The organism is Pseudarthrobacter sp. rb, from assembly GCF_056389225.1.
Genome location: NZ_JBWJAR010000017.1, coordinates 14,171 through 38,639 on the forward strand (window position 1 = coordinate 14,171; position 24,469 = coordinate 38,639).

Consider the following 24,469-nt stretch of genomic DNA (forward strand, 5'->3'; position numbering starts at 1 on the left):
AGGCTGATGGAGAGCTTGTGAGGACCGTGACACAAACTCTCCATCCTGGATGGTGAGACCCAAACTTCCCGATTTCAGGCAACTTAGCATAAGTATTCCTGCCCACGTGAAGGGCGGTCGTGCCGGCTCGATCGGTCTTCAAAGGGAATTTCCCGGCACAGTTAGTCTGTGCAGCGTTCAGATAAAGACCGTTCAGGATCAACAGAATGTGCTGTAAGTACCCTGTGTCCATCTTGCGATAACAGGTGGTGATTCCGTCGACACATGCAAAGCCCCGGCAACAGATCAGCGAGTTCGATGCAACCCATTGGTACTGCTGCCGGAGCCAGACCCGCAGGAGCCGGGAGCAGGACCGACGCAAAGGCGCGGGCCTGCCGGTAAGCAAGCACGCGTTTTAGTGACCGTCGCCCTCCTCGAATCGTAATCACCCTGCCCCCTCATTGCTTACGGGCCAGGAGGATCGCCTGAATCTTCCGACTAATCCTCTCAGAGCGTTGCCGTGACTTTCTGCAATCCTCGCGGCCGGTCTGGATCCTTTCCGCGGGTTGTTGCCAAGTGCAGTGCGAGCTGCTGGAAAGGCAGGATTTCCAACAGAGGTGACAGTTCTTCCGGGACCCCGGAGGGAAGGACTATTCCGCTTCCAGCGATGGCTACACTGCCGGAGGTTCCAACGCAGAAAGTTTCTGCATCCGTTGCTTTAACGCTGGCGAGAATTTTGTGCATGGCATTTCCCCCTCGTCCTTCTGCGGCAACAGCTAGCACCGGTACATCCGCGTCAACCATGGCCAAGGGTCCGTGCATCAGGTCGGCGCCGGAGAAGGCCAAGGCACCCGTATAGGACGTTTCCATGAGTTTGATTGCGCATTCCCTGGCCGTGGGATAGGAGTAGCCGCGGCCGGTAGACACGATTTTCTGAGCGAAGCGCAGACGGTGTGCCAAGTTGACGACCAGGCTTTCCTGTCCCAAAACCGTGGCAGCAAGTTCAGGCATTTTCCGCGCTGCCGCGTCCGCATCGCCCCTCAGCGCCTCGAGGAGCAGGTAGATGGCAAGTAGCTGTGAAGTGTAGGACTTGGTTGCTGCGACAGCCTGCTCCGGCCCTGCCATGATGTCGATTGATATCTCCGCAGATCGGGCCAGCGCTGAAGCGGGATTATTGGTAATGGCTAAGGTTACGGCACCTCGCTCGCGTGCTGTTTTAAGTGTTTCGAGCAGGTCCGGGGAACCTCCGGACTGACTGACAGCGACCACGAGAGCGTGTCGAAAGTTGGGGCGGGCCCCGTAGACGCTCATAGTGGAGGGTGAAATCAGGCCAGCTGGAAGGCCGTGAGTAATTTCAACCATGTATTTGCCATAGAGTGCCGCATGGTCGCTGGTGCCGCGGGCGGCGAAGAAAACAGAACTTGGGTTGCTCCTGGTTATTTTTTCCGCCGCCTTGGCTATTTGCTTTCTACCCTCAGCCAGCAGCCTTTCCCACGCTTCTGGCTGCTCTTTTATTTCAGCGGCCATGAGGTGTCCAGCCGTGGCGGGTTCGGGCGGTGGGATTGTCATTTGTTCTCGCTTACGGGGGTGAGGGCAGTACGGAGAGTCAACTCGGCGCGGCTAATGGCATCTGGTTCAGCGCCGGCAGCCTCAAGGGCCAAGAGGCCCGCGCCAAGTATGGGTGGGGCAGTGACCAGTTCGATGTGAGCACTGGGTGTGCGGGTCGCCAAGCCTGAGACCACCCGCGTCATCAGACGTTCATGATTAGCTGCAAGGACGCTGCCGCCAAGGACTATGGGTACAGGGCTGTCTTGAAGGGCAAGTCGTCGTAAGGCGGTGGAGGCCATAACTACAATTTCCTCTGCTTGCCGATCCACTTCTGCACCGGCAACTAGGTCGCCTTGAGATGCGGCAGCGAAAAGCAGTGGCGTGAGTTGAACAATAGAGCGGTCCGGAACTCGTTTAAAATGGATCGCTTCAAAGACCTCTGAGACCGTGTCAAAGCCGTAGGCATGTGGGACGAGTTCCTGCAGCAAGGATTTCGGCCCCCTACCGTCTTCGGAGCGCGCCGCATGCCACAGAGTCTGGGAGCCAAGACAAGCTCCCCCGCCCCAGTCACCGGAGATTTTGCCTAGGGACGGAAAGCGCGCCGTGGCCCCGTCTGCCCGTATCCCAATGGCATTGATGCCAGTTCCACAAATCACGGCCGCTGCGTCAGGCGCCTTCGTTCCGGCCCGTAGCAGCGCAAAAAGATCGTTATCCACCACGGTGGGCAGGCCGGATGCTCCCTTAGCCCAGCTTTCTTTCGCCACTGCCGCGGCATACTGTTCAATTTCAGTGTGCAGGTCCATGCCTGAGAGGTATAGATGGGTGCGGGTCACAGGGCGGCCAGGGGCCGCAGTCATGACTTCCTGGACCAGTCCCCGGATGATGGCCACAGATGCTGCAACTCCGAGCCTGTGAGGATTGGAACCGGGGCCCCGTTTGCGGAACAGCAGTTCTCCCTCGAGACTCAGTGCCACCACGTCCGTTTTGGAGCCGCCACCGTCAACGGCCAGGACAAGCCCGTCCTGCGGGCCCTCAACGTCCGGTGTTCTGGCGTGCTGTCTTTCCAATAGTGTCATTTGGCCCAAGCCAAATGCTCGCGGTTTGATGCAATAAGAAGATCTGCGAGTTTTTCGGCCTTGTCATACTGGCCCACGAACGGATGGGCAAGGAGTGCCCGAACGACGCGGTGCCGCCCCCCGTGCAGGGCTGCCTCCAAGGCTAGACGTTCATATCCAGCGACGTGGCTGATCATAGCGGTCATATCCTCAGGAAGTGGCGCTACCGGCTGTGCCGTGAGCTTTTTGGCTTCAACAACGGCTGGCACTTCGATGACGTGGTCGTCGGGAAGGAACGGAAGAGTGCCGTTGTTCAGAAGGTTGACAACCTGAACATCTCCTCCGTCCCTTGTCAGTGACGACATCAGGTCCACAGCCGCTTCGGAATAGAAGGCCCCGCCGCGCTCTGAGAGTTCGGCGGGTTTCTCGTCAAGGCCGAGGTCGGCATACTTGACCAAAAGGCTCCGTTCGACCTCCATCACTTCTTGCGCGCGGCTGGGCTCCTCCCGCTGGTGAGCCAAGATCTGATCGTGCCGGTAATAGTAGCGCAGGTAGTAAGAGGGAACCGCGCTCTGCAAAGCCAGCAGGGAAGCGGGCAGCCTGACCTCGGCAGCAATCTCGTCCGCTTTTATAGAGAGGAGTTCGGGGAGGACATTCCGAGTGCTCCCTTGGGTCGTGAGGTTGACTCCCAGTTCCCACGTGAAGTGGTTCAGCCCGACGTGATCGAGGGAAACGTTCCTGTGGTCTGCGCCGAGCATCGCGGCGAATTTCCGCTGGAAGCCTATGGCCACATTGCAGAGTCCGACGGCGCGGTGGCCAGCCTGCAGAAGCGCGCGCGTGACGATTCCGACAGGGTTGGTGAAATCGATGATCCAAGCATCCGGTTTCGCATGGCGGCGGATGATTTCCGCAATTTCGAGTACGACCGGCACGGTACGCAGGGCCTTGGCCAGACCGCCAGGTCCCGTCGTTTCCTGGCCTACGCAGCAGACTTCGTGGGGAAACGTTTCGTCTCCGTGGCGCGCAGCCTGGCCGCCCACGCGAAGTTGAAGAAGAACGACATCGGCGTCTTCGACTCCCTGAGCGACGCTCTGTGTTGTGCGGATTTTTCCTGTATGTCCGGCCTTGGCGAACATACGGCGTGAGATCCCTGAGACAAGTTCGAGTCTGGAGGCATCCGGGTCAACAAGCCAGAGCTCTTCGATGGGTAGCAGGCTGCTCAGGCGTGCGAAGCCGTCCACCAGTTCGGGCGTATAGGTAGAGCCTCCACCGATTACGGTAACTTTCATGATTTATCCCTTTACTCCCGAGAACTTGACGCCCTCGATGAATTGTTTTTGTGCGAGAAAGAACAGAATGACGACAGGGAGCATGACCAGTAATGTCGCGGCCATGGTGAGATTCCACTGCACCTGGTGGAGGCCCTGGAAGGATGCAAGCCCTAACGACAAGGTCCAGTTGGCCTGGTTTTCCCCTGCGTAGAGGAGGGGCCCGAAATAGTCATTCCAGGTGTTGAGGAAGCTGAAGAGAGCTGCGGCTGCGATTCCTGGCTTCGCCATGGGCAGGATGACCCGGAACAGTGTGCCGACCTCCGACGCCCCGTCCACCCGGGCGGCGTCCGAATAAGATTGGGGAATGGTAATAAGGAATTGGCGCAGCAGGAAGATGCTGAAGGCGTCTCCGAAGAGATTCGGAATAATCAGCGGCCAAAGCGTACCGGTGAGGTCAACTTTGGCCCACAGGACGTACATAGGCACTGCCATTACCTGTGGTGGAACCATCATGGCAATGATGACGAGGTAAAAGACGGCATTGCGCCCGCGCCACTTCATCCTGGACAGTGCATACGCGACGGGAACGCTGGAGATGAGCATGAAAACCGTTGCAAGCCCTGCGTACAGCAGTGAGTTGACTAAATATTGCAGCATAGGGGCTTTGTGGAAAACTTCTCCAAAGTTCTCCCAGTGCCAACTAGTCGGCCAGAGGTTTCTGGTCAGGGCCTGCCGGTCATCCATGAACGCAGTGAGCGCAATGAAGACGACCGGCCCCATGAAGCCGATGACCAGAACGATCGCGATCGAGTGCAGCCCGATCCAGGACAAAAGCGCCTGTCGACGGCGGCTTCCGTTGGATTGTGTGAGAGTCGTGGTTGTCATCATCTACTCCTCCTCGCCGATGCCGGCTGAACGCATCCTGCGCACCAGGACGACTGTGAATACGGCTGAAACGATGAACAGAACAACAGCCATAGCCGCCGCGTAGCCCATGTGGTACTGATGGAAACCCTGCTCGTAGAGCCACATTGGGAATGTGAGGGTGGAGTTGTTCGGGTAGCCGATGGTCTGGCTCGAGCCAGCGACATTCGGGTTTCCAGAAGCTGCGGAACCTGCAACGACAGCCTCGGTAAAGTACTGCAGGCCGACGATGATGGAGTTCACGACCGCAAAGGTGAGCACCGGGGCCAGAGAGGGGAGGGTGACATGACGAAATTGGTTCCAGGCACTAGCCCCATCCAGGGCTGCCGCTTCATAAAGTTCCTGCGGCACGTCAAGCAGCGACGCTAGCAAGATGACCATCACTGTGCCGGAAGTCCAAAGAGCCATCACCGTCAGCGCGGGCTTGGCAAAGGCGGGGTCAATGAACCAAAGGGGGCCTTCGATTCCGAAAAGATTAAGCAGTTGGTTGAGGGGGCCTGTGGAGGGATTAAGGATGAACACGAACGCCAGGGCTGCCGCTACTGGAGGGGCCAGCGAGGGCAGGTAGAACAGGGTACGAAATATACCCGACCCCCGCTTGATCTTAACCAACACCATGGCTGTAAGGAGCCCGAAGCCGACACGTCCTACCGTAATGGCAACAGTCAGCCACGCCGTGTTTCCTATGGCGGTCCACATCAAGGGGTCCTTGGTGAACATGAAAATATAGTTGGAGAAACCCGTCCACTTGGGATCGTTGATGAGGTCAAAATTGGTCAGGGAGTAATACAACGTCGCGAGCAGCGGATAGAGGATAAAAACGGACATCCCGATGATCCACGGCGCCATGAAGGCCATGATCGTCAACCGTCGGCGCAGACGCGAATTGCCAGGGGGCGGGCCCGGGACGGCGTTGCGAGCCACCCCGGGCCTTGTCTTTGTAACGGTCATTACCGGCCCAGCGTCGCGCTATCGTCAATTTGCTTAGCCACGTCAGCCAAGCCGCCGTCCAGATCCTGCGTCCGTCCTGTGGCGTAGTTCAGAGCGAAGTCCTGCATGGTCTTCAGATAGCCCCCGCCATTGGCCGACGATGGGTTGCTCTGCATCTTGCCTCCGAACAGATCGATGAACGTCTTGAACTGGGGAGTCGCTTCGTCCTTGGCAGATTCAAGTGCCTGGGTAGTTGTCGGCACGTTTTGCAGGGAGTCGGCCAAACCGGTCAGAGCTTTATTGTCGGTAGCAAGGAATTTGACGAGTTCCCATGCAGCGCCCGCGTTTTTTGCGCCCTTGGGAATGCCTAGGATGTTTCCGGAGGTGTAAGTGGTTCCATACAGTTCGGGGCTGCTGTCCGCCACAGGAAAAGGAGCCGTAGCGTAGTCCAATCCGGGGGCCTCATCCTTAATAAATGCTGTCCGCCATTCGCCGTCAAGCATCATGGCAAGACTGCCGGTTTGAAAGGCGTGATCCGCGGAGAACTCCTGGCCTGCTCCGGCTACAAACTTGCTCAGCTTGTCGGCGCCCAGTTCCTTTGTCAGGTCCTTCTGCCAATTCAGCATCTCTTTCCAGCCGGGATCTTTGGCTACTGCGGACTTGCCGCTTTCGTCGACCCAGTCGGCGCCAAACAGGGGGGCATACATTTGTACCCTGTTCTCATAGAAACCCGGAGTCGGAATGAAGCCAGCCACCTTGATGCTTCCGTCAGCGTTGAACTGTGTAAGTTTTTTGGCGGCCGCGTTCAGTTCACTCATGGTTTTTGGGGGTGAGCTGATCCCCGCTTCGGCGAAGAGCTTCTTGTTGTAATACAGCCCGAAGGTGTCGGCAAGGAGAGGCATGGCGCACCGGGTGCCTCCGAATGTCGTATAGGCCCGGGTCGCCTCGGGGAACTGGTTCAAGTCGAAGTTGTCACGCTCGAGGTAAGGCTTTAGGTCCTGGAATGAACCCGAACTGCAGAACTGGCCCAGGTTGTTAGCATTCGTCGAGAGGGCAACGTCTGGAGCGTTTCCTCCGCGGATCGCTTGGGTAATCTTTTCATCGTCCTGACCACCCTGGCTTTCGATAGCGATATTCGGATGTGCGGATTCGAACTTGTCCAGCGCGCTATTGAAAGCTTCCAGTTCTCGGTCTTTGAACTTGGCCCATACGGTTAGCGTGATCTTCTGGTCCGCAGATGGTGCTGCCTCCGGCGATGTAGCGGACGTACCTGTGCCACCGCAACCGCTGATGCCCAGCGTCAATGCCAAGCCCAGAGCGGCGACTGTTGTTGCCTTATTCATGGTTTCTCCATTCGTTTCAGGTGTTTGTTGGGTGCGCGAAAGTTAGCGTGCGAGGCTCTGCAAGCGCGCTTGGGTCAAGGGTTGGGCAGGAAGTTTTCGGACCTGCAGGATGATGAGAGTTAAAGTGCGATAACTGAACCGGTCGCGAATGCCTTTGTCCGTGCCTGCGACACGGCCGACTGAATGGCACCTGCTATAACCGCTCCAGCACTGATCGGATATGAGATCACCGGAACAGCTTCGACCCGCGGTGTTGATAAAAGATCTGCAAGTTTCTCTTGCACGAGAAGAGCGAAACCGGGCCCTCCCGCTGCACTGAACCGTCCACCAAGGAGGACTAGTTCAGGGTCCAAGAGTGTTACAACAGCAGTGAGGCCGCAGGCGGTACGGGCAGCTAGATCGCTGAAAAACGCTTGCCCTGCCGATCCCTGCTCACATGCAGTGCGGATAGCCTCTACCGGGTCATTCCCATCAAGGCCGTGGTCCCGGGCAAGCTCTTGAATGGCGGCCGGACTCAGCAGTTGCGACAGCTTGGCTCCCGGCCTGGTCGTGCCGTTTACGGCTGCGGCGGGGTCAGGCACGAGGATGTATTCAATTTCACCCGCACCACCGCTGGTGCCCCGAAACAGCTCACGGTCCAGGACGATGGCCGAACCGAGGCCCTTATCGAACCAGATAAGAACGAAGTTGTTCTTATCACCTATCAAGTCGTTCTCAAGTTCCGCAAGGGCCATGAGGTTCACGTCATTTTCAATCTGGGTGCTAACACCTGTGGCCTGCTGAAGTACCGAAACCATGTTTTGGCCCTCCCACCCGCTCAACAGGTGGGGAGTATATTTCAAAACTCCAGTGCGCGGGTCTAAAGCCTCAGGAACGCCAACAACAAAATGCAAGACTTTATCAGTGCTTATGCCTGCCTCGTCACAGGCTGCATCCAAGCATTTGCGCACCTGCACTGGAAGAGCTTCTGTGGACAGCGGCTGACTGCACCGGCCTCGGTGTCGGCCGCGTAGGTCACTAACCAGCACCTCGACGCCGTCAGAGCTACAGTGGGCAGCCGCCGCAAAGCCAGCATCCGCCTTGACACTCCAAAGCTGGGCCTTCGGCCCTGGGCCCCCATCCCGTTTGCCCGCCTTTTCCACCAAACCTGCCGCTTCCAGCCGTTGCAGCAACTCTGCAGTTGCCGGCTTGGACAACCCGGTCAGCTCCTCCAAGCCTGAACGGGAAACGGGACCAGCTTCCAGCATGTAACCCAGGGCCGCTTGGTCGTTCATAATCCTCAAGCGGCTGGGTGAGCCTGATGACATGCTCCTATTAATCTTTCTCTTCGGAATTGGATGGAAAGTTTCCAATCGATTACTCCAAGTTAGCACGGAGGGCGGCTTTGCAACAGGGGCAAATGCCTGCACGTATTGCGTGAGCTTCTGCTGTCTGTGGGGCAGGGCGGGCTTGACCCGCACGCGCATCCCTTCGGATCCCTGCGAAGCAGCCGCCAGGTACCATACCGACGGTTGGCGTCGCATGCCGTGTTGGCCTACTCAAGGAGCGCGTAGCTTGACCATTTCCTAAGGTCTGGCATGAGGGCGAGGGCTTGGACGAGCCAGAAGGAGCAGGGTTGGAAGGCTCCTTCCTTTCCAGGGAGTCCGTCCACACTCTCGGGTTCAACACCAGACCGGGTCGAACTCTTCGGCCGGCAACGGTGCCAGGAACGGGCGCTCGGCGGCGAAGTCTTGGCCGATAGTGCGGATCCTGCCATCGATCCGCCGCTGATCGCCTTGAACCCCCCGGCTCTGGATCCGGTCGTTGAGCTCCTCAAGGGACCTCGTCACTGGCATCGGGGTAAGCCGGTTGCGGCGGAACCAGCCCACCTCGTCCTCGACCCCGCCTTTCTCGTGAGCGCCGGCAAGACCTGGCTGGCAATAAAAGGCATCAAATCCATAGAACGAGCGGGACAACACCCACCGGTCGTTTTCCGGCGGTTCCGCCCCTGCCCGAACACCACGGCCTGACTGCACTGGTGAGGTTGTCATAGCGGATGTGTTTGACCGGCACGCCGCCGATCTGGTTGAACGCCTCAACGTGACCTTCCAGAAATGCTTCCTGGGCCTGGGCGGGGTAAATCCGGTGGATGGCTTTGCCGGAGTGAGACAGCCGGAAGATGAACATGTGGCATTTCGTCTTTACCCCGTAAAGCACGATCCAGACTTCACCGAAGTCCACTTCCGCTTCCGCGCCCGGGGCGGGCTCCTGGGGAACAAACACCTCAACCCGGCGGCCGGCCTCCACATCGATCTGCGCCCGGCGGACCCGAACTTAGTCACGCACCGTCGAATACCACAATTCGTTCACTCCATGCTCCTCGATGAGCCGGGCAAGAATCCTCCGGAGTGTGACGCTGCTTCCTCGGCGCCGTCGTGTCCTCGACGAGCATGGCGTCGATCGTCGGCTTGAAAGGATCAAGCCGAGGCGAGGATCGTACAAGCTCCCGGATTGACGCGCCCTCCACCCGGGCATCCCTCCGAATCTGCGCGAACAACTCCACTCTTGACCCCATCCCGGCCCTCCCGTCGTCGATCCAACACTGGATGGATCAACATTCACCGGTGGTACCCTTCAAGCCGTCATTAGGCTCGGCATGTCCGAGGGGTGGGTACCGTTCGGGCCGTCCTAGTGGGCTCCGATCAGACTGACATACTCACGTCCGCCTCCTGTGTGCGGTACGACACTCAGGACCCGCGGGCGTGAACAGGGAAGGATCACGGGGTCGAGCAACTCACCTTAGGTTGTCAGTCGGTAATCCTGCTGGTCGGCGAGCCTCACTTTGATGCGCGGCACCACGTTGTCGATTCTGGAGCTCCTGGCGCAGCCTCCTGCTCAAGGGGGGTGAGCAGGAGGCTGCGGGTCATTGGGTGTTCGGTATGCCGGCCGGTGAGACCGTAGGTGCCAGCGGCTTCGGTGCGGACGCTGATGATGCGCCCGTCCTCACAAGGAGTGTCATGGGTCCTGTCTCGGGCGATTGCGAACGGTTCAACGCCTCCTTGGAGAGGTCCATGAAATAGGCCACGTTGTCGGGTTTCGGAGGCCTGGTATGGTAACGGATGCGATAAGGTCACCCGGCGGGCGGGGTAAGCCGGCGCCGGAGCCGTGAGGCATAGTCGCTGTAGGCTGCGGCGATGTCTTCAAGGTCAACCATCGGAGGGAAGTCAATTGCCGACTGGTGCTCGGCCATGAACTGCAGTGTTTCTTCAATAATCTTCTGCTCGTCACGGTTTCCCAAGCCGATTTCCTCGAGAAAGTCGGGGTTTAGGCGGAAGAGAGACTCCACTGTTTGTCCCTCCGCGTCAGCGCGTACCAAGTACTCGTTAGGGTTCACGAGTACTATCTCGTACGAATTACCCACAGCTCCGTCCCTTCCACTCCCAGACATCCGTTAGCCTCCTGCGCTTGGGCTGTCATCGTTGTCCCCTCTGTGCCTAGCCGGCTTATTGCTGGTCAGCAGCGGGGTGGTCTTTACGTTCCGCCCAGACGTGCCCTTCGTCGTCGCGCTCTATCTCTATATCCATTAGCTGTTGTATGAATGAGGCTTCAGCATCATCGTTTTGTGAATGATGGGCGTGCCGATTGGAGTTCGATCAGGCGGTCCATACAGGTTCATTATTAGTCGCTCCAGCGAATTAGTGAACCTGCCGGCGAGGTGCGAGTTCTCGATGTGAAACATTTTGTCCGCCTTGTTTATGTTTCGGATATCTTGGTGCCCCAAGCTCCTCCAGAGGCATTACTGAGAGGGCCGGTTCATGGTGACGGTTCGAAGTGCCACTGGCGGCATCGACGCCCTCGAGCGACACCTGGTTCAGGTCATCCGAACCATCGCGATGGGCCCTGCTGCCCGGGCTTTACTGGCCTCGTGGTTGATGGAAGCCGTGTGGTGTGGTCCTTGAACAGGGCCGTTGCGGCGCATTCCCGTGCATCTCGGATGCCAGCAATCGCCGAGTTCCGATTCGAATACACTCCGGACACTGCCAGTACTTCACCGGCTGGGGAGAGTAGTCTGAACTCAAAATCCCCGGGGTCTGTTAGCAAGAGCTCGAACGTGCCGGCTCTGGCTGCGCTTGTCCTTGTGACGGGTGCTTGATTTGTTGTTTCAACTGGACTGACCGGACGCAGTTTGAGGTCTTCTGTTTCCGGGGCCCGATCCGCGCCTTCGACCGGGTCCTGGGAGTGGGAGCGTATTTCGGGATATTCCCGGGAGTTATCTCCCTCAGCCGGTGCCTCGCTGTGCACCCGTATATTGTCTGTACTTGAATTTCCCATTTTGGAGCCTCTCTTCCCTGTACGGGTACCTACTTGCGAGGTCATGCTGTGGAGTCAGTTTCCGCTGCCTTTTGTCTTCCGGGCTGTTGATCAGAGGGGGGGCCACATGCCGTCGGGGAGATCAGGTTCGTCGCCGACGAGAAAGTAAGTGCTTGTTCCTATCAGGAGGAAGCCCAGGACGCCGACTGCCGTCACTTGCGAGGCGATTCCTGCGATGAGCAACACAACGCCGATCACGGACGCCATGACGGCGAAGTAGGTAGTGGCCCCAAATCGTCGTTCGATCAACCCGGAAGATAGTTCCTCGGCCAGACGCGGGTCCTTGGTGACCAGGTCGAGTTCCAGTTCGTCGAGCAGTTTCTGCTCTTTGTCTGACAAAGGCATCTGACGCCTCCCCTGATACCGCTGCCGGGCCTTTTGAAGGGCCCTGCAGCTCAGCCTTTCAAGTAGCATGTGAGCCGTTGAAGGATTCTAAATCTAACATTTCAAATGTTAGTAATCTGACCATAGGAGGGTTTCTGGGGGAAGTCAAGGAGTCTCCTCCAGGCAGGGCTCACGGTTTTCTTTGATCAGGGTGCACAGGACTGCTGCTTCACTGATGGCAGGTTCCCTCGTCGCCGTCAACAGCGTTAGTGGCCGGTGTTCGGCCAGGACGCGGAGGCGTTCAAGGACATCGGCAGCTTCGGGCGCCCGAAGTTCGGACTGGTATCGCCGGTTGAACTCCTCAACAAGCCCGGGATCGTGGCCGTACCATCGGCGTAGCTCATCCGACGGGGCTATGGCTCTGCACCATTCGTCGAGGTGTGCCTTTTCTTTGCTAAGGCCCCGTGGCCAAAGCCGGTCCACAAGGATACGGTACCCATCTGTGTCGAGGGGTTCTTCATAGATTCGCCGTACTTTCACTTCATGAGCAACCATTGGTTGTCTCCGTTATGCGGGTTGTGGTGGAGTTAAGTGGGGTGTGCCTTACTGGTGCAGGAAACGGGGCTGGGGCAAGTCGGGCTTCCTTGCTGGAGTCGCGCAGGGCGACGGCGGCCTGGATAAGGGATGCATGAGTCAGAGCCTGCGGGAAGTTTCCAAGGAAACCTCCTGTCACGGGGTCGATTTCTTCGCTGTAGAGTCCGACGGGGTTGGCGTGCTCGAGGAGTGCTTTGAAAAGTTCTGTCGCCTCGTTGCCTCTTCCCGTGAGGGCGAGGGCTTGGACGAGCCAGAAGGAGCAGGGCAGGAAGGCCCCTTCCTTTCCAGGGAGCCCGTCCTGGCCCGGGGGGTACCGGTACAGGAAGGGAAAGCCGGCAGAGAGCTCTTCGCTGACCGCATCCACTGTTCCTTTAACTCGGTTTGAGCCGGGGTCCTCGAATTCCGTGACCGGAAGGAGCAGCAGCGCAGCATCCAAGTCAGAGGATCCGTAGGTGCGGGTGTAGGTGTTTTTGACCGGATCAAAGCCTTTTGCCCTGATCGCCTCGGCAAGATCGCGCCTTGCCTTTTGCCAGTGCTTCCTTTGCCGCGCTCCGAGGCGGTGGGTTCGTCCGATCCGCAGGGCCCTGTCGAGGGCCAGCCAGCCCATTATCTTGGAATGCACGTGGTGGGCGGCGTCATCGCGGATTTCCCAGATCCCTGCGTCTGGGTCCTGCCAGCGCATTGCTACCAGGTCCGCGAAGCCTCGCATCGCCCGCCAGGTCTCTGAGTACAGACGGTGGCCGCTTTGGACGAGGACCCAGGCGGCGTCCAGGACCCAGCCATAGCCGTCGAGCTGGTGCTGGCCAGCGGCACCATTGCCGGTGCGGACGGGCGTGCTCCCGGCGAATCCGGGCCAATCTGGAAGGCTACGTTCCGCCGGGACATGTCCTCCGGCAAGTGTTAGCAGTGATGGCAAGCGGGGGCGTTCGAGCCGGCTGGCGTGCAGCAGCCAGCCGAAGAATTTTCGTGCTTCAGGTGTTTTGCCTACAGCGAGGAATGCGCCCACCCCTATGCTGGCGTCCCGTGGCCAGGCGTACCGGTAGTCCCAGTTGCGGACCCCGCCGGGGTCCTCAGGAAGTGATGTGGTCGGGGCGGCCACTGGCGCGCCGGAAGGCGAGTACGTAAGCAGTTGGAGGGTGAGCAGGCTGCGTAGAACCGTTTCCCGGAAAGGTATCCCCTCATCGATGTCTTCCGTCCACGCACGCCATTTTGCTTCGTCGGCTTCGACGAGGGCCCAAGCCGTTGATGGGTCCACGTGGATCAGGGGTTCCCCGTAGGCGATGGCCAATACCAGGGTCAGAGGACGATCTGGGTGAACTGTGACGTGTGTCGCCCGGCCCGGTTCCACGCTCAATTCCTGGCTGCATCCCAGGGACAGGGCCAGTGGGCCCCAGTCGCAGACGAGATTGGGTCCCCGGCGAATGTGGGGACGACGATGCTGTTCGCCCAGCCGCGGATTGTAATTAATGACAGCGGGCACGGGGCACCCCGTGGCGCTGAGTCTTCGGATGAGTAACGTGGTGGGCAGAAATTGGCCAGCCACTTCGGCGATCATGGCCTCGGTGAGGATGAGTTGACCCTGACCGATTGACCACACGGTTTCCAGGGTGGCGCTGTGGTGACGATACGTGCGGGTAGCCGACTGTGCCTGCTCGGATGGGCCGGCCAGAAACGAGCCGGCCTGTGCGCCACCCAAGAGCGCGCCAAAGACCGGTGTGCCGTCAAAGGCCGGGACGCAGAGCCAGTCCACAGAACCTCGAGCGGAAACCAAGGCTGCCGTACGCGTGTCACCGACCAGCCCGTAGTCGGCGATGGGGGAAGGCTGCCACGGCGTGGTGTGGTGGTGGCTTGACATTGTTACTTCCTGTTCGGCAGTCTCGTGCAGACGCCACCCAGTCACGCGGTCCTTAACAGGACTCCGAGGACTGCTCCGTAGAGAAGGTGGGCGACGACCGTGATGACCGGGGTTTGTATGCCGTAATTCAGGGCAAGCAGGCCTGGAGGTTCCAGAACGGCCCTATTGGCAGGTCCGGCCCTGGTCGATGCCATTCTGGGGTGGACCCCCGGCAGCAGCGGCAGGATCACTGTCAAAGCTACGGCGACGTGAAAGAGTCCAAGAAGCGCACCTGTCCACCAGGTTGCCGAGCCAAGAAGCGCGAACGCGGCAGCGTAGCCCAAGGCAAAAACCTGACCTACGGCCAGGTGGATGAGGAATCCGGCGACCCGGGCCCGATCAGGATCAGGAGTCAGGATCGTGCCGAGCACCAGGGGGAGGTCCAGTCGCGTCCAGCCGGCCATTTGGGCTGTGATCATCACGGCCGTCAGCCCACCCGTGGCCAACAGCCCGAAAAGAGCCCACCCGGACCAGTCCATGTCAACAGCCGCCGTGTCGACCACGCAGGAGCCAGGAAAGCATGCTTGGCACTTTCGGCCCTGCTGTCGCCCAGGGGACCGAGTCCCTTCCTGGCCCCCGCCGCGGTGTGCCTGGGGACCTGTGGGCAACCGTGTGCGGAACCATGTTCCGCCTCCTTCCGTGTACCTGCTCGAAGAGCTCTGCCTGGGCTTCCCGTGCGGGGTTGTTTGATCTTCTTTAAAAGCGGTTGCTGACGGCAGGTGGCTCTTCGGGCAACTCGTGCGGTTGCCGGGCCAAGTAGCGGAGGAAGAGCATATCTCCGCAGCGGAGCACGTGTTGAAGACGCATTCGTCGAGGGGGTAGGTTTTCCTGCGAGCTGGCAGCTATACGGGCGCCGGGACCTGCTGTCAACAGAGGGCTGACCGACAGGCAGAGCTCATCAACCCGCGCGGCCTGTTGGAATGTTCCGAACAGGCGGGGTCCTCCCTCGGAGTGGATCCGCGAATGACCGCGCCGCTCTAATTCCTGGATCAGAAGGTCCACATTCAAGCGCCGCTGCCCGCAGGCGACGACCTCGGCGACTTTCTCCAATGCTTTTCTCCTCACCCTGTTGGCCTCGGCCGTGGTGATCACCAGGGGTGGCTCCTGCGCTGTCGTGAAGAAGGGCAGGTCAGGGTTTATCCGCAGGCTGCCGGAGACGACGGCCAGGGTTGGTTGTGGGCTTCTACCTTGGCTTTGACGCCATTCCACGCCGGCCGTGCCGATCAGATCCCCTGAATACCCCTCAGTCCTGACCGTGCCTGCGCCGAGGAGAAGAACGTCTGCGGTGCGGCGCATCAGGACCATGATTCGACGGTCCGCTGCGTTGCCCAAACCTCCCGAGCGGCCGTTCAGGGTGGCTGCACCGTCCAGGCTGGAGATAAAGTTGAAGCTCACGCGGGTGCTCTGAGCTGGCGGGTGGGTGTACCAGCTCAGGAGTTGGGCGTCAGTGGCGCCCCTGATCGGGCTGGGAATCAATCGGTCGATCACGGCTGGCCCCCTGTATGGCAAGACTGGGCACTGGTTATGTTGTGATGGAGCGAGAGTGGCTGCCGCCAACCCAAGACTGCCTCTGTGAGGTGCAGCGCTGATATGGCAGGGGCAACGTTATGCATTCGAAGGATACGTGCCCCTTTCAGTACGCAGATGACTGCTGCTGCCAGAGATCCTTCGAGCCGTTCATGGCTGCCCTTGCCCAGTGTCTCGCCGATGAAGTCCTTGTTCGACACTGACGCCAGGACGGGGAAACCCAAAGCCGCGATGAGATCAAGCCGGCGGGTGAGTTCCAGCGAATGAAGGGTGTTCTTGTTCAAATCGTGCCCAGGATCAATGATGATTTGTTCCTCTGCGACACCGAGGTCAACGGCCTGATCGACTTTCCGTCTCAGGAAGTCGCGGACATCCTGAACGATGTCCCGATAGCGAGGTCCCGGCCAGGGCGTCCTTGGCGGGGCGAGGCTGTGCGTGATGACCAGGTGGGCCTTTGACCCTGCGATGACAGCAGCCATGTCCGGATTTCTCAGCCCGGAGGTGTCATTAATAACGTTCGCGCCTGCTTCGATGCTCAGTGCGGCCACCTCCGGATTGAACGTATCGGCGGAGAGGATCGTGTCTGACTGGCCACGGATCGCCTCGATGACAGGAATGACACGGTCTGCTTCCTCTCCTGTCGTCAAGGGCCTGCCTGGGGCGAAGGGCTGGCCACCGATGTCTATCCAGTCGGCTCCTGCCGCCACCGCCTCCAGGCCAGCGTGCACGGCAGCTTCAAGGTCGAAGGTTCGTCCTGCGTCGTAGAACGAATCAGGGGTTCGGTTGATGATGGCCATAAGGGCGGTCTGCCTGCGGAAATCCATGATTCTGGCGCCGAAGCAATGCACGGGGTGAAGGAGCGCCGGCGAGTAGGCGATATCCGGGCACGCCCCATGCCCAGCCGCTTCCGGCTTTTCCCCTGCCAAGGGCACAGCCGACGTCATGACAACTCTCGAAGCTGAACGTCAGCATCCCTGAGCTGCAGCGTCTGGACTTCCTGTCCGCTGGATATCAGGAACTTTATGTCGTCTTGAACATCCCAGACGTTAACGCTCATTCCCGCCACGACCCTTCCCTTGGTGGATGACATAGGGATGAGCCAGAACGCTATGAACTTGTGTGCCGCCGGGTCTCCCCTCAGGATCATCTTCGCGTCGGGCGTCAGCGAGGAGTAGCCCGAGTACTCCATCCCCAGGTCGAACTGGTCAGTATAGAAGTATGGAACCTCATCCAACGCGGCCGGCATACCCATCATCGTCCTGGCGGCTACTTTGCCGCCGTTGATGGCGTTTGCCCAATGCTCGCTCCGAAGATGGCTGCCCGTGAAAGGGTGAAAGGCGTTTGCCACGTCACCGGCTGCGAGGATCCGCGGGTCGTCGGTCCGTAATGACGAGTCTGTGAGAATACCATTGTCAATGCTTAGCCCGGCGGCTTCTGCAAGCAGCGTGTTGGGGTTGACCCCAATAGCGACGACCACCAGGTCAGCAGGCAGATACTGGCCGCTGCCGGTGATGACGCCCGCGGCTCTGCCGCTGCCTTCAACAATCTCCGTGACGGCGGTATCGGTGGTGAAAACAACACCGGCCTCTTTGTGCCGTTCCATGAAAACTGTCCCCAGTTCCGGGCCAATCGCGGCCTCCAAGGGGACCTTATCCCTGCCCACTACCGTGACTTCGGCTCCCATGGTCCTCGCCGTCGCTGCGACTTCCATGCCGATCCAGCCCGAACCGATCAGAACCACCTGGCACCGTTTTTGTCCTGTACGCAGCCGGCGCAGTTCATCCCTGAGGTGTCGGCTGTCTTCCAGGGTGCGTAGGTAATGAACGCCCGGCAGGCCGGATCCCGGAACGCCGAGGGTACGGGGGGATGCACCCGTTGCCAGGAGGAGCTGGTCAAATTCAAGCACTTGGCCCTGCGCCAAGGTGATGATCGACGCGTCCCGATCGATGGCTACTGCTGTTTCGCCGAGCAGCACCTCGATGCCGTGTTTGCTGTAATCCTCCACGGTATACGGCAGGAGGGCAGCCTCTTCGTCACGGCCTGCCAAAAAATCCTTCGACAGCGGCGGACGCAGATACGGGTACCGATTCTCCTGGCACACGACAGTGATGGTTCCTGGGAAACCTTCGGCGCGGAGAGTTTGCGCTGCCGTGGCCCCGGCAAGGCCACCACCAATGATTACTACGTCTCTCATCATGACTCTTTCCTCCTGTTCCCGAGCGCGACAGGCCGGGCACCTGTCCTACCTGGTAAAGAAGCGGTCAGACAAAGGTCCCGGTACCGCAAGCTCCCCCCGGAAGGCCACCGTGGTCGTGGTTGTTCCGGCCACCTGCACACCGCGCAAGGACATGCACAGGTGCTCGGCTTCCAGAACGACTCCCGCGCCGCGGGCATCCAACGTGTCCATCAGCCATTGGACCGTTTGCACAGTGAGTCGTTCCTGAACCTGCAGATCCCGGGCGAACATTTCCAAACCACGGGCAAGTTTTGACAGTCCTATTAGCCTGCTGCCCGGAAGATATCCGATGTGGGCGACGCCCCGGAATGGCAACAGATGGTGCTGGCACAGCGAATGAAAAGGAATGTTCTTTACAATCACCAACTCCGAGTACCCCTCACTGTTCGGAAAAGTGGTCCACGAAGCGGGCCGGGCGGTAAGCATCTCGGCAAACGCCTGCGCCACCCTCCGCGGAGTTTCCGACAAATGGGGATCCGAAACGTCCCGGCCCAGCGAAACCAGCAAGTCTGTGACGGCTGCGCGGGCCCCTTCCAGGTCAATTCCCGTCGGTGCTGTCCGTTCAAGATCGAGCCGGTCGAGTTCACCAACCGGCGCGGAGTACACGCTTTGCCGTGTGGAGTACTCAGATAACATGGCGCCCTCTCTAAAGTCGGCTACTTTGAATTTAGAGCGTATAATATTTTCCGTCAAGCTCCTCCGGAGGTGATTGAATTTCCCTATGAAGTCCTCGCAAATCAACATCAGAAACCCCGACGTCGGTGCACTCGCCGACCCCGTGAGGCGCGCTCTTTACCAGGCATTGATACGCAGCCCGGTCCCCCTCACACGCGACCAACTCGTCAAGATGTTGAATCTCGCGCCAAGTACGGCGTCCTTCCATCTTGAGAAACTGGTTAAAGACGGCTTCCTGAAGACCGAAAGCAAGAAGCTCGGATCCCGGACCGGTCCCGGTTCCGGCCGGCCCAGCAAGCTCTACAGCCCGGCACTGGATGAAGTCCAGCTATCGATTCCTGCACGCGAGTACGAGTTGGCAGGGCGTTTGTTGGCCTCGGCAATCGAAACCTCCGCCGAGACCGGAGAACCAGTGGAAATGTCCGTCGCCTCAGCGGCCTACGCTGAAGGTCATCGACGTGGGCTGGTTGCGGGAGATCTCGAAAAGGCTCTGACTGACAACGGTTACGCACCCGAGCGGGACGGGCAAGGTCTGGTCCTATGTAATTGCCCGTTCCGCCGTCTTGCCGCCGACCACACCCAGCTTGTCTGCGGGTTGAGTGCCGCCCTCCTGCAAGGCACCCTGGATGGGTCCAACGACCAGCAACACCGCGTCGCCCCCGCCCCCGACGGCTCCGCCTGCTGCGCCAGGCTCACAACTACAACCGAATAATCGTCCCAGCACGCCGCCGGCGGAAAACCAGCGGTCAGCAGGAGTTGCGGCCCGCGGTCATTTGGTTTTGGCTGCCCGCTGTCGTTTGGCTGGAGTAAAGTCCCGATGGATAACTTCCGCAATTCTGGCCAAACGCACGTTCCAGGTCAACAATGGCTCAATGGGATACCCGGCCAAACCAGCCTCTTCCGTTCTGTACGTATCCGAGCTCGACAGGTCCGTGACCTTTTACCGCGACTTATTCGGATGCGAAGTAACCCTCCGATCGGCGGAGGCTGCCCTTCTGCTGACCACAGAAGGTTTCCAGCTGTACATCATCGAACGCGGCCGGCATGCTCAACGCCATCCGAGCGGCTTGGGATTCCACCTGCTCATGTGGGCAACGGACAACCAGAAAGACCTGGAAAATTTGAAGCAGGCGCTTCAGGAAACCGGCAACTACGTCGACACTCACACCGCTGGCGACGTCACGTTTGTCGAAGGACGCGACCCTGACGGACTGCGCGTTGTCATCGCCCACCCCGATCCCGCACAACAACCGCGCTCGGTCTTCGACAGCCACCTATTCCTCTGAGCGCCTAGGAACACCCGGCCTATAGGTCTTTGTCAATAGAAGTGCCATCATGGGGTCATGGTAGCCGTGGACCCCGTTTCACAAGCTCAAGCCAACCTTAAAGAGGCTGAACGACTTTTTAGGCATGCGGAAGTGCAGTTCAAGCTTGGTGAGATACCGAAGGAAAGACTCGATGAACTGGAACGGCTTTGCCATGTTGCTGAAGAGGACCTCCGCCGCACGGTGAAGGTATTCGGACTACCAATTCCGGATGCGGCAAGATGGAGTGGAAACTTCAGGCCTGGCTGAGCAGGATCAAAGACGCAATGAAAACCACAGGCCGCCCCGGCCGCCCGGCCTCACATGCCACCCTGGAAGAACTCACGCCACTAACGTGACAACTCCGGCGGAGTTGCCAGAAAAACGGTGCGGAAGCGAGGCATGAAAGAACCGGCAGCGCCACGATCCCGGGCTTTTTGAGGAGTTCAACCGGCGATACCAGTCCGAACTTCGGGCGCCCGAAGCTGCCGATGTCCTTGAACGCCTCCGCGTCCTGGCCGAACACCGGCCACTAACGCTGTTGACGGCGATAAGGGAGCCTGCCATCAGTGAAGCAGCAGTCCTGTGCACCCTGATCAAAGAAGACCGTGAGCCATAAGACCACGGCGCCGGCTGATCCGGCCACCCTCGCTGTCTGGAGGAGAGTCCTTGACTTCCCCCAGGAACCCTCCTATGGTCAGATTACTAACATTTGAAATCTTAGATTTAGAATCCTTCAACGGCTCACATGCTACTTGAAGGGCTGAGCTGCAGGGCCCTTCAAAAGGCCCGGCAGCGGTATCAGGGGAGGCGTCAGATGCCTTTGTCAGACAAAGAGCAGAAACTGCTCGACGAACTGGAACTCGACCTGGTCACCAAGGACCCGCGTCTGGCCGAGGAACTATCTTCCGGGTTGATCGAACGACGATTTGGGGCCGCTACCTACTTCGCCGTCATGGCGTGCGTGATCGGCGTTGTGTTGCTCATCGCAGGAATCGCCTCGCAAGTGACGGCAGTCGGCGTCCTGGGCTTCCTCCTGATGGGAATAGGCACCTACCTTCTTGTGGGGAACAGCCCCATCAACCTGGCAGGGCGACCCAAGCCAGGGAAACCATCATCGCCTTGATGCCTCTGCCGACTCCAGAGCGGAGGGGAAACCCGGAATTGGCTGAAGGAGTGTATAAACGTTGGACCTATCAGCGGCCACAGACGGTACGCCGACATACATTGACGCACGGGCGGAACGTCCACTTCTCGCGAAGCCTCCCGGGAACTCACCCCTTCCCTTCTCTTAAGCGAAGACGGGCAGGTTCCCGAGGACGCGTTCCGGGACTCACCTCATATTAATATCAGTGCCATAAGGAGATCATCGTGGTTGCGAACCCAATTCCCGCTTCCAGCAACGGATGGATCAGCCGAGTGCTAGATAGGGCGCGAACAGAACCGACGTACGGGGCGTTTCTGACATTGTTGACCGGCTTCGTTATCCTGCCCATTGTTTTCGGCCTTGACAAGTTCACCAACATCCTCACTGACTGGGAGCGGTATTTGGCTCCATGGCTTGTCGACTTGCTGCCCTTCAGCGCGCATACGGCAATGCTCATCGTAGGTATCGTGGAGATTGCAGCCGGAATCATGATGGCCATCAAGCCGCGCTATGCAGCGTACGTGGTGGCGCTCTGGCTAACGGGCATCATCATCAACCTGCTGACATTTTCTGGTTTTTATGACATTGCCCTCCGTGACTTTGGGCTCCTCGTCGCCGCCCTGGCGCTGGCGCAACTGGCCCGCAGGTATGACCCCAGAAGCAGCCGGCGAGGCTGGCGCCGGGAATCGGGGGCTACAAGAAGCAGTTCTCGAAGGTGACGAACCCACGTGGGGGCCGTCGTGATGAAACTGATAGGCACCTCACCTGCTGTGGCTTTGCAGCAGTCCACAGACCGGCAGCATGGCAGACCGATTTTACGGCTGCCGTCGAACGCAACTGTGCCTCCTGCCATCACTGCGTCAACTGAGCGGGTTTAACGACCACTGTTCGATATCCGGTGGCGGCAGGAGACATCCTTGTTATCAAGACTCAAACCGGCTCCGGCGATCCGCTGCCGGGTTTGGCAATAGGGCATTGCCCCATTGCCGGGGGAGTGCGTCTTCCTCACTTTAGGAAGGGCAGTGGTCCTCCAGCGTGTTTGCGTGGAAGAAGCAAAAAAGTGACTCAGGGGAACGAAAGTAGCGCCGATTCAGCCGGGCCGGGAGCGGTGACGCTGGTGCAGGGAACTTCATTCTGTATCTCATCGTTCAACGGGGATATGTCGGGCTGCCTACCGCACGGGGTGTTCTTCGGGGACACCCGATTCATCAGCGACTGGACGCTAAAGGTTCAGGGCTTCCCGGTCGAGGGCTTGTCGTTTACCGTTCCTGAGCCCTTTCGCTGCGTTTTCGTTGGTAGGGCCCGCAGGAATGATCACACCGACTCTTCGCTGCTCATTGACCGGGAACGGACGCTGGGGGCAGCGCTTGTCGAGACGGTGACGGTGCACAACTATTCCAAGAACCCCGTGCGATGCCGGGTTGAGTTGTTGGCCGACTCGGACTTTGCCAGTTTGTTTGAAGTAAAGGAAGGGCGCGTGCAACAGGGGCATTGTTTTCGAAAGTCGGGCAGGGATGCACTAATGCTCGATTCCGGACGCGAAGGTCAGGAACAGTGGATCACTGTGGCGTTTCCCGGTTCCAGGAATGAGGGCGAAGCTCTGGTCCTGGACGTCGTCATTGCGGGGCACGCGCAGTGGTCCGGCACCATCACTGCCACGCCCGTGGTGGATCTTCCCCTTGGCCCCGGGCACAAAGGAGCAGGCGATTCGGGCGAGGATGCCCTGCGCCGCGTCATGGAGTGGCGCAAGTCCATGCCGACAGCAAAGCTGCGGAATGAAGCGGTAGAGCGGGTAATCGAGCGCAGCCAGGAAGATCTAGGTTCGCTCCGAATCTATAACCCCGATCATCCGGACCGGGCGGTGGTGGCCGCCGGCGCACCATGGTTCATGGCCTTGTTTGGAAGGGACAGCCTGCTTGCCTCGTTCATGTCCTTACTCCTGGACCCTTCGCTGGCCAAAGGGACGCTTTTGACGTTGGCGGATCACCAGGGAACGAAGGTCGATCCCGATTCAGAGGAAGAACCCGGCAGGATCCTTCACGAAGTCCGTTTGGGAGCCTCTGCTGGTTTGGCGCTGGGCGGCCACGGAGTGTACTACGGCAGTGTTGATGCAACGCCGCTCTTCGTTATTGTCCTGGCTGAGCTAAGCCGGTGGGGACTCGATGACGAGGCAATGCGCCGGCTTCTTCCTGTAGCAGACAGGGCGTTGGGGTGGATGGAGGACTATGGCGACCTGGACGGTGACGGATTCATCGAATACAAGCGGAAGACAGACAAGGGCTTGCGAAACCAGGGCTGGAAGGACTCCGGCGACGGTATAAATTTCGCAGATGGCACCTTGGCCGAGCCTCCCATCGCACTGTGTGAGGTACAGGGTTACGCTTATGCCGCCTACGTTGGCCGCGCATTATTAGCCAGGGCTGCAGGTGATCCGCAGACCGCTGATTCTTGTATAACGAAGGCATTGAAGCTGAAAAAGGCGTTTAACGACCAGTTCTGGCTGCCCGAGGATGGATATATTGCTGTTGCCCTAGACAGGAATAAGACACCTGTTGACGCTGTGGCCTCGAACATGGCCCACTGCCTGTGGACGGGAATAATTGACGAAGACAAGGCGCCCAGGGTGGCAGAACATTTGCTGTCCCCTGAAATGTTTACCGGATGGGGGATCCGGACGCTGGCGGCCAACATGGGTGCATACAACCCGGCCAGCTACCACAACGGATCAGTATGGCCCCACGACAACGCGATTGCCGCTGCAGGGCTCATGCGGCACGGTTTCGTCGATGAAGCCCGCAAAGTTGCCTATGCCTTACTTGAAGCCGCGGACCGATTCAATGGCAGGCTCCCGGAACTTTTTTGCGGCCTGGACCGATCAAAATACCCTGAACCTGTCCCCTATCCTGCTTCATGTTCACCACAGGCCTGGGCATCGGCGGCACCTGTCCAGCTCATCCGCACGTTGCTGCGTTTTGACCCCGGCCTACCCTGGGACGAAGTATGGCTGGCCCCGACCATGCCGGCAGAGAACACGCACTTTCACTTCGATAACGTTCCATTTTCTGGGGAAGGACGGATCTCGATTCACATCGATGACGGATCGGTCGACGTGCACGGCCTACCCGAGGCTATCCGGTTGCGCCGTGAACCGCGGCCTCCACTCAGCGAACTCCTCAACCTGGCCGGCAATGATGGCCTTGATTGATTCACATCCAAGCGCACCAGATGGAAACAGATCACCGGTGGTGGGCGAACGTGACCGCCGGTATTCATCGGGGTTCCGGTCGCCCCATGCCATCCCACAGTAGAGAGTCGCAGTGACTCTCAGTCTGCCGGACTAAGCTTGCTCGACGACCCGATTCAGGATG

General features: G+C 59.2%; 23 protein-coding genes and 2 pseudogenes. 7 read left to right on the forward strand and 18 right to left on the reverse strand.

Going from position 1 to position 24,469, the window contains the following annotated elements; translation table 11 throughout:
- Positions 1 to 486: 486 nt before the first annotated feature.
- The 18 genes and pseudogenes from ACWRN3_RS18345 to folE form a co-directional block, all read right to left on the reverse strand.
- Positions 487 to 1,506 carry an SIS domain-containing protein gene (locus ACWRN3_RS18345; protein WP_476741524.1) on the reverse strand — a complete coding sequence of 340 codons (1,020 nt, stop codon included), beginning with the start codon at positions 1,504 to 1,506 and terminating at the stop codon, positions 487 to 489.
- Between the two features lie 38 nt (positions 1,507 to 1,544).
- Positions 1,545 to 2,603, reverse strand: coding sequence for an N-acetylglucosamine kinase (locus ACWRN3_RS18350; RefSeq protein ID WP_476741525.1), 1,059 nt, complete (start codon positions 2,601 to 2,603; stop codon positions 1,545 to 1,547).
- Positions 2,600 to 3,871 (reverse strand): 6-phospho-beta-glucosidase, encoded by a 1,272-nt coding sequence (locus tag ACWRN3_RS18355; RefSeq protein ID WP_476741526.1) that lies wholly within the window; start codon positions 3,869 to 3,871, stop codon positions 2,600 to 2,602. Before ACWRN3_RS18355 ends, ACWRN3_RS18350 begins: the two co-directional genes overlap by 4 nt.
- A gap of 3 nt (positions 3,872 to 3,874) precedes the next feature.
- Positions 3,875 to 4,741 (reverse strand): carbohydrate ABC transporter permease, encoded by an 867-nt coding sequence (locus ACWRN3_RS18360; RefSeq protein ID WP_476741527.1) that lies wholly within the window; start codon positions 4,739 to 4,741, stop codon positions 3,875 to 3,877.
- Positions 4,742 to 5,635, reverse strand: coding sequence for a carbohydrate ABC transporter permease (locus ACWRN3_RS18365; protein WP_476741528.1), 894 nt, complete (start codon positions 5,633 to 5,635; stop codon positions 4,742 to 4,744). It lies immediately after the preceding gene.
- Between the two features lie 92 nt (positions 5,636 to 5,727).
- A complete protein-coding gene (locus ACWRN3_RS18370) occupies positions 5,728 to 7,050 on the reverse strand; it encodes an ABC transporter substrate-binding protein (RefSeq protein WP_476741529.1) in 1,323 nt (440 codons plus the stop codon).
- A gap of 119 nt (positions 7,051 to 7,169) precedes the next feature.
- Positions 7,170 to 8,324: an ROK family transcriptional regulator gene (locus ACWRN3_RS18375; protein ID WP_476741530.1), complete on the reverse strand. Its 1,155-nt coding sequence runs from the start codon at positions 8,322 to 8,324 to the stop codon at positions 7,170 to 7,172.
- Positions 8,325 to 8,723: 399 nt separating this feature from the next.
- Positions 8,724 to 9,604, reverse strand: a pseudogene (gene istA / locus ACWRN3_RS18380) (IS21 family transposase); the annotation flags it as partial.
- Positions 9,605 to 10,159: 555 nt separating this feature from the next.
- A complete protein-coding gene (locus tag ACWRN3_RS18385; protein WP_476741531.1) occupies positions 10,160 to 10,450 on the reverse strand; it encodes a hypothetical protein in 291 nt (96 codons plus the stop codon).
- A gap of 455 nt (positions 10,451 to 10,905) precedes the next feature.
- Positions 10,906 to 11,406 carry a YegP family protein gene (locus ACWRN3_RS18390; RefSeq protein WP_476741532.1) on the reverse strand — a complete coding sequence of 167 codons (501 nt, stop codon included), beginning with the start codon at positions 11,404 to 11,406 and terminating at the stop codon, positions 10,906 to 10,908.
- A gap of 45 nt (positions 11,407 to 11,451) precedes the next feature.
- Positions 11,452 to 11,745 carry a DUF3040 domain-containing protein gene (locus ACWRN3_RS18395; protein ID WP_476741533.1) on the reverse strand — a complete coding sequence of 98 codons (294 nt, stop codon included), beginning with the start codon at positions 11,743 to 11,745 and terminating at the stop codon, positions 11,452 to 11,454.
- A 144-nt stretch (positions 11,746 to 11,889) separates the two neighbouring features.
- Positions 11,890 to 12,279, reverse strand: coding sequence for a DUF488 domain-containing protein (locus tag ACWRN3_RS18400; protein ID WP_476741534.1), 390 nt, complete (start codon positions 12,277 to 12,279; stop codon positions 11,890 to 11,892).
- Positions 12,266 to 14,173: a glycoside hydrolase family 15 protein gene (locus ACWRN3_RS18405; RefSeq protein WP_476741535.1), complete on the reverse strand. Its 1,908-nt coding sequence runs from the start codon at positions 14,171 to 14,173 to the stop codon at positions 12,266 to 12,268. Before ACWRN3_RS18405 ends, ACWRN3_RS18400 begins: the two co-directional genes overlap by 14 nt.
- A gap of 41 nt (positions 14,174 to 14,214) precedes the next feature.
- Entirely contained in the window at positions 14,215 to 14,715 is a 501-nt protein-coding gene (locus ACWRN3_RS18410) for a hypothetical protein (RefSeq protein WP_476741536.1), read from the reverse strand.
- Positions 14,716 to 14,908: 193 nt separating this feature from the next.
- Complete coding sequence (locus tag ACWRN3_RS18415) at positions 14,909 to 15,607, reverse strand: pyrimidine reductase family protein (protein WP_476741537.1); 699 nt, start codon at positions 15,605 to 15,607, stop codon at positions 14,909 to 14,911.
- 89 nt (positions 15,608 to 15,696) lie between these two features.
- Positions 15,697 to 16,683 carry a dihydropteroate synthase gene (folP, locus tag ACWRN3_RS18420; RefSeq protein ID WP_476741538.1) on the reverse strand — a complete coding sequence of 329 codons (987 nt, stop codon included), beginning with the start codon at positions 16,681 to 16,683 and terminating at the stop codon, positions 15,697 to 15,699.
- Complete coding sequence (locus ACWRN3_RS18425) at positions 16,680 to 17,936, reverse strand: NAD(P)/FAD-dependent oxidoreductase (RefSeq protein ID WP_476741539.1); 1,257 nt, start codon at positions 17,934 to 17,936, stop codon at positions 16,680 to 16,682. The genes folP and ACWRN3_RS18425 overlap by 4 nt, the downstream gene beginning before the upstream one ends.
- A 45-nt stretch (positions 17,937 to 17,981) precedes the next feature.
- A complete protein-coding gene (gene folE / locus ACWRN3_RS18430; RefSeq protein ID WP_476741540.1) occupies positions 17,982 to 18,668 on the reverse strand; it encodes a GTP cyclohydrolase I in 687 nt (228 codons plus the stop codon).
- A gap of 28 nt (positions 18,669 to 18,696) precedes the next feature.
- On the opposite strand from folE, the gene ACWRN3_RS18435 reads away from it, so the two are divergent.
- From ACWRN3_RS18435 to ACWRN3_RS18465, 7 genes and pseudogenes are all read left to right on the forward strand, one after another.
- The gene (locus ACWRN3_RS18435) at positions 18,697 to 19,362 is read left to right on the forward strand and encodes a helix-turn-helix transcriptional regulator (RefSeq protein WP_476741541.1); all 666 of its coding nucleotides are present in this window, start codon (positions 18,697 to 18,699) and stop codon (positions 19,360 to 19,362) included.
- 160 nt (positions 19,363 to 19,522) lie between these two features.
- Entirely contained in the window at positions 19,523 to 19,936 is a 414-nt protein-coding gene (locus tag ACWRN3_RS18440; RefSeq protein ID WP_476741542.1) for a VOC family protein, read from the forward strand.
- 57 nt (positions 19,937 to 19,993) lie between these two features.
- Complete coding sequence (locus tag ACWRN3_RS18445) at positions 19,994 to 20,224, forward strand: hypothetical protein (protein WP_476741543.1); 231 nt, start codon at positions 19,994 to 19,996, stop codon at positions 20,222 to 20,224.
- 160 nt (positions 20,225 to 20,384) lie between these two features.
- Positions 20,385 to 20,573: pseudogene (locus ACWRN3_RS18450) on the forward strand (DUF488 family protein, N3 subclade); the annotation flags it as partial.
- Positions 20,574 to 20,771: 198 nt separating this feature from the next.
- Positions 20,772 to 21,080 (forward strand): DUF3040 domain-containing protein, encoded by a 309-nt coding sequence (locus ACWRN3_RS18455; RefSeq protein WP_476741544.1) that lies wholly within the window; start codon positions 20,772 to 20,774, stop codon positions 21,078 to 21,080.
- A 245-nt stretch (positions 21,081 to 21,325) separates the two neighbouring features.
- Positions 21,326 to 21,820 (forward strand): hypothetical protein, encoded by a 495-nt coding sequence (locus ACWRN3_RS18460; RefSeq protein ID WP_476741545.1) that lies wholly within the window; start codon positions 21,326 to 21,328, stop codon positions 21,818 to 21,820.
- Between the two features lie 341 nt (positions 21,821 to 22,161).
- A complete protein-coding gene (locus tag ACWRN3_RS18465; RefSeq protein WP_476741546.1) occupies positions 22,162 to 24,306 on the forward strand; it encodes an amylo-alpha-1,6-glucosidase in 2,145 nt (714 codons plus the stop codon).
- Positions 24,307 to 24,469: the final 163 nt, after the last annotated feature.

Excerpts from the sequence above, each read along its gene's own strand:
- ACWRN3_RS18345 (WP_476741524.1), bottom strand. The coding sequence starts at position 1,506 with ATGGCCGCTGAAATAAAAGAGCAGCCAGAAGCGTGGGAAAGGCTGCTG.
- ACWRN3_RS18350 (WP_476741525.1), bottom strand. The coding sequence starts at position 2,603 with ATGACACTATTGGAAAGACAGCACGCCAGAACACCGGACGTTGAGGGC.
- ACWRN3_RS18355 (WP_476741526.1), bottom strand. The coding sequence starts at position 3,871 with ATGAAAGTTACCGTAATCGGTGGAGGCTCTACCTATACGCCCGAACTG.
- ACWRN3_RS18360 (WP_476741527.1), bottom strand. The coding sequence starts at position 4,741 with ATGATGACAACCACGACTCTCACACAATCCAACGGAAGCCGCCGTCGA.
- ACWRN3_RS18365 (WP_476741528.1), bottom strand. The coding sequence starts at position 5,635 with ATGGCCTTCATGGCGCCGTGGATCATCGGGATGTCCGTTTTTATCCTC.
- ACWRN3_RS18370 (WP_476741529.1), bottom strand. The coding sequence starts at position 7,050 with ATGAATAAGGCAACAACAGTCGCCGCTCTGGGCTTGGCATTGACGCTG.
- ACWRN3_RS18375 (WP_476741530.1), bottom strand. The coding sequence starts at position 8,324 with ATGAACGACCAAGCGGCCCTGGGTTACATGCTGGAAGCTGGTCCCGTT.
- ACWRN3_RS18390 (WP_476741532.1), bottom strand. The coding sequence starts at position 11,406 with ATGACCTCGCAAGTAGGTACCCGTACAGGGAAGAGAGGCTCCAAAATG.
- ACWRN3_RS18395 (WP_476741533.1), bottom strand. The coding sequence starts at position 11,745 with ATGCCTTTGTCAGACAAAGAGCAGAAACTGCTCGACGAACTGGAACTC.
- ACWRN3_RS18400 (WP_476741534.1), bottom strand. The coding sequence starts at position 12,279 with ATGGTTGCTCATGAAGTGAAAGTACGGCGAATCTATGAAGAACCCCTC.
- ACWRN3_RS18405 (WP_476741535.1), bottom strand. The coding sequence starts at position 14,173 with ATGTCAAGCCACCACCACACCACGCCGTGGCAGCCTTCCCCCATCGCC.
- folP (WP_476741538.1), bottom strand. The coding sequence starts at position 16,683 with ATGACGTCGGCTGTGCCCTTGGCAGGGGAAAAGCCGGAAGCGGCTGGG.
- ACWRN3_RS18425 (WP_476741539.1), bottom strand. The coding sequence starts at position 17,936 with ATGATGAGAGACGTAGTAATCATTGGTGGTGGCCTTGCCGGGGCCACG.
- ACWRN3_RS18435 (WP_476741541.1), top strand. The coding sequence starts at position 18,697 with ATGAAGTCCTCGCAAATCAACATCAGAAACCCCGACGTCGGTGCACTC.
- ACWRN3_RS18440 (WP_476741542.1), top strand. The coding sequence starts at position 19,523 with ATGGGATACCCGGCCAAACCAGCCTCTTCCGTTCTGTACGTATCCGAG.
- ACWRN3_RS18445 (WP_476741543.1), top strand. The coding sequence starts at position 19,994 with ATGGTAGCCGTGGACCCCGTTTCACAAGCTCAAGCCAACCTTAAAGAG.
- ACWRN3_RS18455 (WP_476741544.1), top strand. The coding sequence starts at position 20,772 with ATGCCTTTGTCAGACAAAGAGCAGAAACTGCTCGACGAACTGGAACTC.